This window comes from Pedobacter sp. FW305-3-2-15-E-R2A2 (assembly GCF_038446955.1).
Taxonomy (GTDB): domain Bacteria; phylum Bacteroidota; class Bacteroidia; order Sphingobacteriales; family Sphingobacteriaceae; genus Pedobacter.
Genome location: NZ_CP151803.1, coordinates 2357568 through 2371237, shown reverse-complemented (window position 1 = coordinate 2371237; position 13670 = coordinate 2357568). Strand labels below are relative to the sequence as shown.

Here is a 13670-nt window from a genome sequence, read left to right as displayed (position 1 = left end):
GTATGAAAGTTCTGATTGTTGAAGATGAAAAAACCCTGGCCTATGAAATGGAAGACTTCCTGAAAAAGGCTTTCTATATCTGTGACCTCTCCCATAACATTAAAGACGGACTGGAAAAGATAGAACTCAACAGCTATGATTTCATCCTGCTTGACCTCGGACTACCTGACGGGGATGGACTCAGTCTGCTTCCCAAAGCGAAAAAATACAATCCGGATGCCGCATATATTATCCTTACTGCCCGGGGAAACCTGGAAGACCGCATTGCAGGGCTCGATCTGGGCGCTGATGATTACCTTCCCAAACCCTTTTCCTTATTAGAACTCCAATCCAGAATGCAGGCCATTGCCCGCCGTAAGTTCAATGTCAAAGAAGAGTTGTTAACCCTGGGAGATTTCAACGTAGACCTGCAGAAAAGATTAATCCTTTTTCAGGACAATCAGATTGAATTGTCAAGAAAAGAGTTCGATTTGCTGAGCTACCTTTTTCTCCATAATAACCGGGTATTGACGAGAATGCAACTCAGTGAGCATATCTGGGGGACTTTTGCTGATGACGACTACGATTCCAACTATATTGATGCGCACATTAAGAACATCAGAAAGAAATTAAATGCCTGGGCACCGACAGACTTCCTGGAAACCGTACGGGGTGTTGGCTACAGAATAAAGAAGTAAATGAAATTATCATCGAAATTAATCCTGTTCATCACCAGCTCCAAACTGGCAGTGGTATTGCTCTTTATCGTCTCTCTTCCATTTCTGGTTGACAGCATCGTTTCCGAATACACCAATTATTCCTTACGCCGCCAACAGGCAAAAGTGATCAATGTGGTCCATAAAAATGGAATCGATCATTATTTGCAGGGCGATGACAGCTATGGCAGTTATACCATGCTTAAAGAAGAATACATTGCACTGGAACCCGCAGCAGCCAAAACCCTGATCGACACGATAAAAACAGCACAGCGGGTCGTAGAAAGAGATACCCTCAGTTACCGGATCCTGATGCACACGTTTAGCTTCGAAAACAAAAACTACCTGCTGGAGATTGGAAAAACGACCGCCAGTATCAACCAATATAACAAGCCTCTGCAAAGGATCGCTTTATATGTATTGATGGGCCTCATCGCCCTAACCCTGCTTTTTGACCTTATTTTTACCCGTGCCCTCATCAGACCTCTAGGCAAAATCATTAAAAGTAAACTGATCAACAGAAAGTTCCCCTTTAAAGATCATTCTCCACCTGTACCCACTTCTACACAAGATTTCAAATACCTGGATGAATCTTTAATCCTGCTGATGGACCAGATCAATGAAGCGTTCGAAAAAGAACGTGAATTTACGGCTAATGCTTCTCATGAGCTCATGACTCCCATTAGCATCCTTCAGAATAAGATGGAAAATCTTTTGGGAGATGAACAGCTTCCGGAAAGTGTGGTGCTCCGCATTGTAGAGATGATGAAAACCCTCAGCCGGTTAAAGAAAATCTCCAACTCCCTGTTGCTGATCTCCAGGATTGAGAACCAACAGTTTGTGAAATCTGCGAGTGTAAAGCCTTCTAAAATTATCCATGAGGTGATGGAAGAGATCAGTCACCGGTTAACAGAAAAAGAACTGAAAATCAACATCAGTCTAAAAGAAGACCGCCTGCTTAAAAATGTAAACCAGGACCTTTTGTTTCAGCTGTTCTATAACCTGATCAATAATGCCATCAAGTACAACGTCAATCAGGGCAGCATCCTGATCACAGATGAATTCCGGGAAGGAAAAAACTATACCATCACCATCAAGGATACCGGTATCGGCATTGCTGCTGAAGATCTTGATTTTATCTTTGACCGCTTCAGAAAGGCTAACCTAACAGAAAATGTAGGTTATGGTCTTGGCCTGTCCATCGTAAAAAGTATTACCCTATATCATGGGATTGAAATTCTGGTGAAATCTAAAGTTGCTGAAGGCACCACTTTCAGTCTGATCTTCCCTCCTTCTTCTTAAAAAACGCTTTATATTTCCGGATACCGATCCTACAGAGATATTTCTTCTCCAGTTTTTCTGGTCCTGCCTTTTCCTGGATTTAAAAACCAAAATCAATAACCTGCATCATTCATTAAAAAAATAAACCTCCTCTAAACGCTGAAATACAGCCAATTCAATTAAACTACAAAAATAGTTTGCAAACTATAAAAATAGTAGTAACTTTAATTAACGTTAGATATCAAGAGAATAAAATGAGAGAACTTACAAAAGCAGAAGAACAGGTGATGTTGATTTTATGGGAAATAAAAGAAGGTTTGACAAAGGATGTCATTGAAAAGATGGCTCCCCCAAAACCGGCCTATAATACCGTCTCCACAGTAATCCGGGTCCTGGAAGGAAAGGGGTTTATTGACCATAAAGCAGTTGGAAACACACACATTTATTTCCCGCTGATTACAGAAGCTCAATACAAACACTTTGCTTTTGACAAGGTCATGAACAATTACTTTGAAAACTCTTACCAGAGCCTGGTTTCCTTTTTGGTAAAAGAGAAAAATATGGACCTCGAGGAGCTCGATGAATTGATTCAACTGGCGGAAAAACTTAAAAACAAGAAATGATGAATTGGTTATATTATCTGTTGGAAGCTAATTTATATGTTGCCTTATTTTATGGCTGCTATCATTTGCTATTCCACAAAGAAACATTTTACAGCATAAACCGGTATTTTCTGATCGGTGCTACCCTGCTGGCCTTCGCTTTACCCCTACTGCAGATTGGCTACCTGAATCGCTTTTTTCAACCGGAATATGATGCCATGCCAACTGGAGCATTCAACCCCATTGCAGATGAGGGAAGCGATCTGATTAAACTGGGCATCAGTAGCCTCTATTGGCTTGTTGCGGTGTTTTTCTCTTTAAAATTACTGAGAGACCTCTACCAGATTATTGCGCTTTCCAGAACGACAAAAAAACATCATGATGGACAAGTCATTCATATTGAGCTGGAGAAGGGCAAATCTGCATTCTCTTTTTTTAACCTCCTGTTTATCCCTGCAAATGCTGCCGGCAAAGAAACCATTCTAAAACATGAAATGGTTCATATCCGGCAAAGACATAGCCTGGACATCCTGTTTTTTGAAATTATTCAAATTCTAAACTGGTTTAATCCGGTGAGTTACCTGATCAAGAAAGACATCAAACTCTTACATGAATACATTGCCGATGAACTGACTACGAGTGAAGAGATCCAAAAGCACGATTATGCCCTTTTTCTGATCAGGAATTCCTTTGGTGCAGAAACAAAACAACTGAGCAATCAAATTTTCAATCCATCCATACTTAAACAGAGAATCAACATGTTAAACAAAGAAAAATCAACAGGGCGAGCGAGGCTCAAGCTCTTGCTGACACTACCACTCGTTGGGGGAATGCTTTGCACTTCCACAGTGGCATTTACTAAAGATTATGGTTTAGTGGATTTTTATCCGAATACGATAAAAACCATTGGTATCAAGCGCTATACTCAAGATACAACCAGGAAAAAAGCGGTAAAGAAAAAACAACTCAGCCCAGCGGAAATACGAGAAAACAACGCTAAATTCCCTCCCCCTATCGTTGTATCTGACCGCCCGGCTCCCAGAGCAAAACATAGAAGTAAGGTTAAATTTCCTCCACCACTAGTGGTACCTGATCGTCCGATTTCGCCAGTAAAGCAGTCAAATGCAGTACCACCACCACCGCCGCCACCAGTTGAACCTGCACATGCGGTAGACGGTCCGCCACCACCGCCGCCGGTTGAGCGAAATAAGAGGCTGCGCTCCATAAAAATCAAGGAAAAACCGGCTAAAAGCTTAAAATCCTCAGAACTGAATCATGTAAATACCAATATCAAAACCACCATCAATTTAAACACTAAAAATAAAGCAACTACGAACTTAGAAACAAAAAATACCGTAAACACTTCTAAACCATAAACACCAATACGTCATCATGAATAGCTTCAGGATGACGTATTGGTGTAATTGGAATTTTGCTTCTCTTTAAATATCTATTCTTAAAAAATCACCGGTCTTACTAAATTTCAGCTCCATTCCGGTCGACAACTGAACTTCCTGATCGTTCAAATCCAATTCCCATTCTGTAATAAATTCCGCTGGATAATTCGCTTTTACATAAGCTAAAACCTTTACCGGAATCACGCTGTCAGGCAATTTTTTCAAGCTTTTGATGCTTTCCACTTCTCCTTTTGTATTGAATTCCAGTTTCACGCCATTGTTAAGAATCACTTCGTATTCATGGCTTAATCCTTCTTTATCTTTGATCACCTGAGTAATGGCTGCACCATTAAAATGTGTATTCACATAAGCTTTGGCTTCTGCAGAGAGTTCCGTTTCCGGAATGACTACATCATCGTCTTTATCACAGCTGGACAAGGTTACAGTAAGTGCCAATGCAAGGCTCAGGGTGGTTAATGTTCTTTTAAATGTGTTCATATTATTCTTGTTTTGGGGATTATAAAATTCTGTTGCTGATTTTTCCTTGTGCATCAAAAACTACTTTTTTCTCTTCAGAAAGGGTTTTCAATTCGACCTTATAAAAGAATTGTTTTTCTTCTTCATACTTATCTACCTCATCAATTCTGAACCCTTTGAAATTCTTTTTGATGCTGTTGACGATCACTGAAGGCAATTCCCGGACACGAAGCTCTTTTTTATGTTTTACGATTCCTCCCTTAGGATTTAGCCATACTTCATGGTCTCTTCTGCCGATATCAAAATCTGCATTGAACAAATCTCCTTTCTTCTCCCAGTCTACTTTCAGGGCTTGTGGAAACGCTTTGTTAAAGGAATTAAGTACTACGGAAGGCACCTCTTTTACAGGAATGTCCTGCGCATAAGTAAGCCCCGAAAAAAGCAGACCTGCTGCTAATATAATGCTCTGTTTCATGGTCATGTTTTTTATATACCACAAAGAAAGAGGTCAAATCTGAAAAGAAACTGGAAAGGAATACCAGAATGAATTAAAAAATCAATTATCTGAAATTTATTTTTAGATGATGCTGATCTGTATAGGAATATTGAATATCGAAACCATAGAGATCGATAATTGCTTTTACGATGGCAAGCCCAAGACCGGTACTGCTTTGCGCCTGACTGTCCTTTTTAAAGCGCTTAAAGACCTGCTCCGGATCCAGCGCAACAGAACGGCCGGTGTTACTGATCACTAAGCCCTGACTGCTGATCGATACGGCAACGGTTCCTCCCGCAATATTATGGGTAATGGCATTTTTAAGTAAATTAGAAATTAATATCGCTGCCAGGTCTTTGTTCATGGCAACTTCCAGCAGCGCCTCTTCCTCCAAATGGATCTGAACGGATTTCAGCTGCGCAAAATCTTCATACTCTGAAATCAATGTTTTCATCAGCATGTTGATCGAAAGTAAGGCCACTTCTCCATATTGTTTATTTTCAATTTTCGAGAGTAGCAAAAGAGATTTATTCAACCGGGTAAGCCTTTGCAAGGTGCCAATGACCTGCCCGATAGCCTCCAGATGTTGATCTGAAAGGTCTTCACTTTCTGCCAGCAACTCCAGCCTGTTCAGGCTGATCGCCAGTGGCGTTTGTAATTCATGTGCCGCATTTTCGATAAACTGCTTCTGACTTCCATACGTACCAACAGATTGCGTGACCAGGCTCTTTACCGCCACATTCAGTTCCTTAAATTCTTTCACTTCAGTGCTGCCAGTCTCTATTCCCTGGTCCTGGTCCAGCCGGAATGCTTTTAGTCTTCTGAGCAACTGATAAAACGGAGTCCATATTCTTCGGAGCAAGAGGTGATTGATCACAAAAAAACTGATCAATATCGCTGCATAGAGCCAGATCAGACTGTACAACAGGCCCCTCACGAGGTCGTCCTCTTCCACTGTAGAAGATACCACCTTCATTTCATAGTACTTATTGTCCTTGTTAAATACGGTGGTCAGCATCCGAAAAGGCTCCATGTCTTCCTCATTAAGGGTATACATGAGTGTATCCTGATACTTATCTTTAAATTTCAATCCTGATCTTTCGGTCACTTCTTTAATCTCGTAATTGTGTTCAGAAAATCCGGAGCGCTGAATGATTCCACTGTCTTTTTCTACCCGCTGTATGACCAGCATTTTACTATTTTCCAATCCATCATCAAGGCTGTCCTGCACCTCATCAATCATATTGAAATAAAAGAGGACTGCCCAGATGCTGATCACCAGCAATAAGGCTATAGAAAGGTATTTAAGCGTATAATTCAGCAGGTTCATACGACCACCAGTTTATAACCGATTCCATATACCGCCTGAATCTCTATGCCCGCACTTTTTTCTTTAAGTTTCTTACGGAGGTTCTTAATTTGGGAATAGATGAACTCATAGTCGTCTGCTCCGTCCATATAGTCACCCCAAACTTGTTCCGCCAATGCGGTTTTATTGACCAGGCGGTTTTTATTTACGGCGAGGTAGCTTAAAATGTCGAATTCTTTGCGGTTCAGTACCAGTTCATCCCCATCGATCCAGACCTGACGTTCATCGAGGTCAATTTTAACATTGGCGTGTTCGATGGCATTTTTACCGTTCAGTGATTTTCTTCTCAATACAGACTTGATCCTTGCATTGAGCTCTGCAATATGGAAAGGCTTCACGAGGTAATCATCAGCTCCCATTTCCAGGCCTTTGATCTTGTCTTCCAGGGAATCTTTCGCAGAAATGATAATCACGTTATCAGATTTATTCATTTGTTTTAGCTCAGCCAGGAGGTCCAGACCAGTTCCATCTGGCAACATAATGTCCAGCAGGATACAATCGTATTCATAGGAAACGATCTTTTCTAAGGCCAGGGCATAACTGCCAGCAGTTTCTACCAGATAGTTTTCTTTTTCCAGCGACTGACGGATTACTTCCAGCAGCTCAACCTCATCTTCGACAACCAATAACTTCATGAATACAAAATTGAGTAACAAAACCGGAAAGATCCGGGATTAACTATAGCTGACATTCGCAAGCTTCCTTCTTGAAAAGGAATCGATCACGATCAGCAGCATTCCCAACATAATAGAAAGATCTGCTGCATTAAAAACACCGGTTTGAAAGATGACAAAGTCGATGTGAAGAAAGTCTGTTACAGAGCCATAAATAATGCGGTCGTATAGGTTTCCTGCCCCACCACCAATTACACAGCAAATCCCAAAAGTCAGCAAAGGAGACAGGTTTTTTCGGGTCATCACGAAATAAACACCCATCAACAGAACCGCTAAAGGCATTAATAAAAGTAACACAAACTTAACTCCGGAATGAAGCGAATCGCCAACGCTTAAAAAAGCACCTGAATTTTCTACATTGGTCAGGGTAATCTGATCACTGAGCACCTTGATATTTGCATTGGACTGCACATGGTCCCTGACGATAGATTTTGTAATCTGGTCACAACCGATATTAAACATTACAATCACCAGGATCAAAACTTTCCCCGCCAAACCAGTCCACTTCATTTTTTTCATTGTCTTTCGTGTTGTCTATTTATAAGGACTCAACTGATGATAAATGCCAGAATAATTTTGCAATGGCAGCTCAGCTGATAAATATAGGAATTGTAATTTTGAATTCAAATGATACAAGTAATGCTTTAGAATCAGATATTAGCAAATATTAACCTATAAAACATCCCAGATGAAACGAATTTTCTTTACATTTCTTATCACTGCCTTTTCGTTAAGTGCATTTTCGCAGGGACTCCCTGCCGGTTCGGTTATTCCTAAAGCTACTTTTTACAAGGCAGATGGGACCAGTTTTACCACAGATCAGATTCCTAAGGGAAAGAAATCCCTGATCATGTTTTTTGATGCGACCTGTGGCCATTGTCAGACGGTGGCAACCAACCTGTCAAAAAGCAGCAAGGAATTGTCGGGCGCAAACCTGTACCTGGTTTCTCAGGATGTTTTTCGCTCTATCAATTATTTTATGGATACCTATGCAAAACCCCTAAAATCAATGAAGAATGTAACGACCTTACAGGATAAGGACTATGTTTTCATTCCATTGTTTCATCCGAAACAATATCCTTCATTATATCTTTTTGGTGCGGATAAGAAACTGATCATTTTCAGCTCAAGTGAAAAAGATGTGCCTAAGGTCCTAAAACTTGTTAAATAGCGTCCTTAAACACATCTTTTAAAGGGGTGTTACTTTTTATAAGTAATACCCATATTGTAAAACAGGAATGCCCAACGATCGGCAATTTCTTCTATCGCCTTATCTGTAGGTTTACCGGCACCATGTCCGGCATTGGTCTGAATACTGATCAGAACAGGGGCATCACCTGCCTGGTCTTTCTGTAAATTTGCTGCAAATTTGAACGAGTGCGCCGGAACCACACGATCGTCATGGTCAGCCGTCGTCACCAATGTTGCCGGGTATTTAGTTCCTGCCTTTAGCGCATGTACAGGTGAGTATTTATACAAATAATCAAACATCTCTTTCGAATCTTCAGAAGTTCCGTAATCATAACTCCAGCCTGCTCCGGCCGTGAATTTATGGTAACGCAACATATCCATTACCCCTACTGCCGGGAAAGCCACTTTAAAAAGATCCGGACGTTGTGCCAGTGTTGCACCAACCAACAATCCGCCATTCGAACCGCCCATACTGGCCAGGTAATCTTTCGAAGTATATTTATTGGCAATCAGGTATTCTCCTGCTGCGATGAAATCATCAAATACGTTTTGCTTTTGTAGTTTTGTTCCTGCCAGATGCCATTTTTCGCCATACTCTCCACCACCGCGAAGGTTAGCCACTGCATAAATCCCACCCTGGTCCATCAGGATAATATTTGCCGTACTGAAAGAAGGTGTCAGACTCACATCAAAGCCTCCGTATCCGTACAATACTGTTGGATTTTTCCCATTCAGGGCAATCCCTTTCTTATAAGTAATGATCATCGGAACCTTCGTTCCATCCTTAGAAGCATAAAAAACCTGCTTAGATTCATAGTTCGCAGGATCAAAGTCTACTCCCGATTTTTTATAAACTTCGGATTTACCCGTTTCAATAGCATACCTGAAAATGGTAGCCGGATATACGTAAGAGGTAAATGTATAATACAATTCTTTTTCCGATTGCTTACTTCCAAAACCAGAGGCAGAACCGATACCCGGTAACTTAATCTCATGTTCCAGTTTACCATTTCTGTCGTATTGCAACACCATAGATACTGCATCTTTGATGTAATTGGCAAACAGCTTACCACCACCGGTAGAAGGGCTCAATACATTTTCCGTTTCTTTGATCAGGTCTTTCCAGTTTTCAACTCCCGGACTCCCCGCATCAACGGTAACCACCCGCCCGTTAGCCGCATTAAGATTGGTATAAATGAACAGTTTGCTTCCCACATTATCAATGATGTTATGGTTCTTATCGAAATTATTTACAATGGGAACAATTGCGCCATCTTTAGCTTTCAGGTCCTTGATGTAAAGTTCATTTCCAGAAGTTGAATTTGCGGCAGAGATGACGAGATAGCGTTCATCTTCCGTTAATCCTGCGCCAATATAACGTCTTGGGGTTTTATCACCTCCAAAGATCAGCTGATCCTCTTTCTGTGCGGTCCCTAGTTTGTGATAAAATAATTTATGGTATTGAGTCAGACCAGAAAGCTGGCTTCCTTCTGCCGGTTTATCATAGCTGCTATAATAAAAACCATCGTTCCCCTGCCAGGAGATTCCTGAGAATTTAACATCTGTTATGGTTTCTCCAACAACCGTTTTATCGGCAGATTTCATAACGATGACCTTTGTCCAGTCGGAACCACCTTCAGACAACTGATAGGCCAGCAGGCTTCCATCTTTAGAAAAGCTGATTCCGGCAAGTGAGGTAGTGGCATCCTTAGAAAAAGTATTTGGGTCCAGAAAAATCTCTGGCTCCCCTCCTTCTTTCTGACGGTACAATACACTTTGGTTCTGCAGCCCTGTATTTTTATAATAATAGGTATAACCTCCTTCTTTGAATGGCTGAGAATATTTCTCATAATTCATCAAATGTTTCAAACGCTCTTTAATGTCGTTGCGGTAAGGAATTTGCGACATGTATTTCTGCGTCACCACGTTTTGTGCAGTTACCCATTGTTTTGTATCCTCAGAACGGTCATCTTCCAACCATCGGTAAGGATCGTCTACACTCGTTCCAAAATAGGTGTCTTTTACATTTTCTTTTTTCGTTTCCGGATAAATCATAGTTTTCTTTCCTGTATTACTGAGCTGTGCTTCTGCAAAAATCGGAAGCATAGTTGCCAGAAATATCAATGCGTTTTTTGAGCTTTTCATCAGTTAATTATTGTTTTTTCGTTTAGTTTATTGATTTCCAATGGTTCTCAAGCGTTCAAAAGCACAGTTAATGATTCTTAAGCACTCCTAAACCGGTTTTAAGGTGATGAAGATCATCCGCGTTAAAACCCGGTTCCTGATATCGCCTAAGCAACATGATCACGATGACTTTCCAGCTATTCCCTTGAAATTCGAATTTAAGTAATACTTTCTCAATCTTCAATTTCTAAACTTAAAATTACACGAAAATAGAAATCTTGATAAATAATTCCGATTATCAGTTTCCTTGCATTATTATTGCACAAAACGGATAAGAAACGATTTCAATTTTTAATGGCGCACAGAATATACTTATACAACTTAAACCAAGGCCTGCTTCCGGAAAAGATGACTGACACAGCAGAGAATCCGGACTTTTTAGCAAGCATTCTGGCAGGGATAGGTGGCAATACCGAAGACAACCTGCTGATGGTAGAATGGAACTATGAATTCCCTCTATTTTTACACCCTTTGTTTGCACATCAGCCGATGATTTCAACACCGGTATTCAATGGGACTGAGGGCGGAATCTATGCCCCTGCTCCTTTGGGAATTCAACGCATCAAAGCTTTTTATGATTTTATAGACAAACATAAAGCGGAGCTCATCGATGATGAAAACGCTTTTGACATGGCCAAACAACGCATCTTTAAATTTCTGGACGAAAAAGTCGTTCATGATTTTTTCCATCTGGATGCCTGGGACGTCTTTAATATGGATGATGCGCCACATAAAATACAGGCCATTAAAATGCTGAATGACCTCAATACCACCAATGCCATCCTAAAAGAAGCCATGGAACAGGACGATCCTTCCTTATTGGACAACTGTCCGGAATTTAACCAGGGCTCGTATCACTTTCAAAGCTTCAAACCTTACCTGAACCATTCCGGCTATGGTTATGGCTGGCAGGTCATCAGCTCCGGTGTATATGACGATGAAGAAACCGAAGACAACGAGTTTCCTGATCAGATTTTTTACACGGAAAATGACCTTAAAGGAATGAAAGATGATGCCGGGCAGGTGCTGATTCCTGCACTTTACGATGAGATTTATTATTTTCCGGAAGGAGAATCGTTTGCACTCGTCCAAAAGGATGGTAAATATGGATATGTCAACCGTCAGGGAGAAATAGTTGTTCCTCTTCAATATGATGATGCCTTCGACCTGAGTAAAGGAACAGCCATTGTAAAATTAAACGACAAATATGGCTTCCTTCAGCCAGGTCAAAATATGGAGGTGGCTTTCCTTTACGACGACATTACCGACCTCAGCCTCGAGCCTCATTATTTTAATGTTTGCAAAGAAGAAACCTGGGGAGTAGCCAATGCCAGCAACGACATCTTATTGCCTTTTGAATATATAGAGGAAATCATTTGCCATGGATTTGATGGCTATAACTATTATTCTGGCGTCCACAAATCTAATAACCAACGACACTTCTTCCTACAGGACTTCAAAAAAATAGGAACGCATAACGTCATAGAGGTACAATGGGCAGGTTTTGAGCAGGAACAGCATTTTTTCGTACCAACTGAAATTGCATCTGCAGACGGAAAAAAGAGCATAAAACTGCAATCGCTGATCAGACAGGATGGCCAGATCATCCTTCCCCCGGAATATCAGGAGATCATTTACTGCAGCGGAAGCCAGGCTTACATCCTGAAGCAGAAGGGGAAATTCGGACTGTTCCGTATCGCGGATGGCATCTTGCTCCCTTGCATTTACAAGCGCATCGATGAGCTCAATGAGGGGTGTTTCCGTATATTTCAAGACGGAAAAGTTGGCTTCTTTGATGCCATGGACGGAAGAAATATATTTATCAGTCCTCAGTTTGATTCCATGAGGGATGATATCCGTAGAAATAAGGACGGCAGCTGGGAGCTCCTGGGTTTCCTTGACAAGCATGTATTCCTCGTTTACAGTGATCAGCGGATGAAGCCTGTAGACCATGAAATTGCAGCCAGGCAGCTCTCTAAAGGTTACTACCCCGAAAGCCTGGCAGATGAGCAACGGGAAATCCTGGCCGATCTGGCAGGAACCAATGCGCCGGCCCTGGACCTTTACCATAAAGGATCAAAGGCATTTGATGAGGGAGATCTTGATAATGCCATCAAATACCACCTGCTTGCAGCAGAGAAGGGAGATGCTGATTCGATGAACGACCTGGGCTTTATTTACAGCAGCAATGGCCCTCATTACGATGCGGACAAGGCTTACTTTTGGTACCATAAAGGAATGAAAGCCGGTTCCATAGATGCGATAAACGGACTCGCCGTCTGTTACCTCAACGGAATCGGTGTAAAACAAGATATTGACCAGGCGATCCGCTGGTATGAAAGGGCTGCAGAATATGGGGATGGAAGGGCACATGCAAATCTTGCAGACCTTTACGTGGAAGGAATATGGGTTCAGCAAAATCTGGACAAAGCATTAAAACATTACCAGCAGGCAGAGCAGCATGATTTCCCCAATCATGGCAGACATGCCTATGTACTTTATCTGAAGGAAGACTATGTAGCAGCAATCGCTTATTACAAAACAAGTGCAAAAGAAGGCGATGCACAATCCGCCCACAACCTTGCAACCATGTACGAACTTGGTCAGGGTTGTAAGCCGGATATCCGTAAAGCATTGTCGTTTTATCATCAGGCACTAGAACTTGGCCAGACCAGCGCTTATCTGGAACTGATCAGGCTGTACCGATATCACGATGAAGTAAAAGACAAAGAAAAAGCACTGGAATTGGTGGCTTTAGCCAGAGCGGCAGGGATTGATCCGCCAGATGAAAATCCCCCAAAAAAGTGGGGGTGGTTCCGTTAACCTGCCAAAGAATCCAGATAATCGTTAACAATGGGAATATCCGCTGCTGCCCAATCACAACCCCGCAAGGCGGATGTTTCCATCCAGCTATAGGAAGCATGCTCTTTCAATAATACATTACCGGCAATGATCCTGCAAACAAAAGGTATCAGCCGAATGGCAAATTCCGGATATACATGCTGATGTGCGGGCCTTTCGGACAGGATCTGAATGTCGACATTCAGTTCTTCCCTGATCTCCCTGATCAGACAGGCTTCAGCACTTTCTCCCGGTTCGATCTTTCCACCCGGGAACTCCATCTTCAGGGGCAATAACATCCCCGCACTCCGTTGAGCAACCAGGACCTTTCCTTCTCCATCAACAATAATTGCACAACAAACATCAATCATAGCCGAAGATAATTTTTTATCCCTACATTCGCTTCATATTACTTCTTAATACATATCTAAACAGGATTTCTAAGAATCCGACCTTGTAGACA

The 13670-nt window shown here is 41.6% G+C and carries 13 protein-coding genes; 6 read left to right on the top strand and 7 right to left on the bottom strand.

The genetic code is table 11. The annotated features are described in order from the left end of the window. The first annotated feature begins 2 nt into the window (after positions 1–2). From AAFF35_RS09850 to AAFF35_RS09835, 4 genes are all read left to right on the top strand, one after another. Positions 3–677, top strand: a complete 675-nt coding sequence (locus AAFF35_RS09850) for a response regulator transcription factor (RefSeq protein WP_342332279.1) — start codon at positions 3–5, stop codon at positions 675–677. Next, positions 678–1997 (top strand): HAMP domain-containing sensor histidine kinase, encoded by a 1320-nt coding sequence (locus AAFF35_RS09845; protein WP_342332278.1) that lies wholly within the window; start codon positions 678–680, stop codon positions 1995–1997. Between the two features lie 233 nt (positions 1998–2230). After that, positions 2231–2599, top strand: coding sequence for a BlaI/MecI/CopY family transcriptional regulator (locus tag AAFF35_RS09840; RefSeq protein ID WP_074610536.1), 369 nt, complete (start codon positions 2231–2233; stop codon positions 2597–2599). Further along, positions 2596–3954 (top strand): M56 family metallopeptidase, encoded by a 1359-nt coding sequence (locus AAFF35_RS09835; protein WP_342332276.1) that lies wholly within the window; start codon positions 2596–2598, stop codon positions 3952–3954. The genes AAFF35_RS09840 and AAFF35_RS09835 overlap by 4 nt, the downstream gene beginning before the upstream one ends. Before the next feature lie 66 nt (positions 3955–4020). Here the strand turns inward: AAFF35_RS09835 and AAFF35_RS09830 are convergent, their stop codons facing one another. From AAFF35_RS09830 to lspA, 5 genes are all read right to left on the bottom strand, one after another. Continuing rightward, on the bottom strand, positions 4021–4473 hold the full coding sequence (locus AAFF35_RS09830) for a PepSY-like domain-containing protein (protein WP_342332275.1): 453 nt from the start codon (positions 4471–4473) through the stop codon (positions 4021–4023). A 19-nt stretch (positions 4474–4492) separates the two neighbouring features. Then, positions 4493–4927, bottom strand: coding sequence for a PepSY-like domain-containing protein (locus AAFF35_RS09825; RefSeq protein WP_342332274.1), 435 nt, complete (start codon positions 4925–4927; stop codon positions 4493–4495). Between the two features lie 85 nt (positions 4928–5012). Further along, positions 5013–6278 carry a HAMP domain-containing sensor histidine kinase gene (locus tag AAFF35_RS09820; RefSeq protein WP_342332273.1) on the bottom strand — a complete coding sequence of 422 codons (1266 nt, stop codon included), beginning with the start codon at positions 6276–6278 and terminating at the stop codon, positions 5013–5015. Further along, complete coding sequence (locus tag AAFF35_RS09815; protein ID WP_342332272.1) at positions 6275–6952, bottom strand: response regulator transcription factor; 678 nt, start codon at positions 6950–6952, stop codon at positions 6275–6277. Before AAFF35_RS09815 ends, AAFF35_RS09820 begins: the two co-directional genes overlap by 4 nt. 39 nt (positions 6953–6991) lie before the next feature. Beyond that, on the bottom strand, positions 6992–7510 hold the full coding sequence (gene lspA / locus AAFF35_RS09810; RefSeq protein WP_342332271.1) for a signal peptidase II: 519 nt from the start codon (positions 7508–7510) through the stop codon (positions 6992–6994). 169 nt (positions 7511–7679) lie between these two features. On the opposite strand from lspA, the gene AAFF35_RS09805 reads away from it, so the two are divergent. Continuing rightward, positions 7680–8162: a redoxin domain-containing protein gene (locus tag AAFF35_RS09805; protein ID WP_342332270.1), complete on the top strand. Its 483-nt coding sequence runs from the start codon at positions 7680–7682 to the stop codon at positions 8160–8162. A 29-nt stretch (positions 8163–8191) separates the two neighbouring features. Here the strand turns inward: AAFF35_RS09805 and AAFF35_RS09800 are convergent, their stop codons facing one another. Further along, positions 8192–10327, bottom strand: a complete 2136-nt coding sequence (locus tag AAFF35_RS09800) for a prolyl oligopeptidase family serine peptidase (RefSeq protein WP_342332269.1) — start codon at positions 10325–10327, stop codon at positions 8192–8194. Positions 10328–10660: 333 nt separating this feature from the next. Here AAFF35_RS09800 and AAFF35_RS09795 point away from each other — a divergent pair, with 333 nt between their 5' ends. Beyond that, on the top strand, positions 10661–13189 hold the full coding sequence (locus AAFF35_RS09795) for an SEL1-like repeat protein (protein ID WP_342332268.1): 2529 nt from the start codon (positions 10661–10663) through the stop codon (positions 13187–13189). Here AAFF35_RS09795 and AAFF35_RS09790 read toward each other — a convergent pair. After that, positions 13186–13578 (bottom strand): (deoxy)nucleoside triphosphate pyrophosphohydrolase, encoded by a 393-nt coding sequence (locus tag AAFF35_RS09790; RefSeq protein WP_342332266.1) that lies wholly within the window; start codon positions 13576–13578, stop codon positions 13186–13188. The two genes, AAFF35_RS09795 and AAFF35_RS09790, sit on opposite strands and share 4 nt — an antisense overlap. Positions 13579–13670 lie beyond the last annotated feature (92 nt).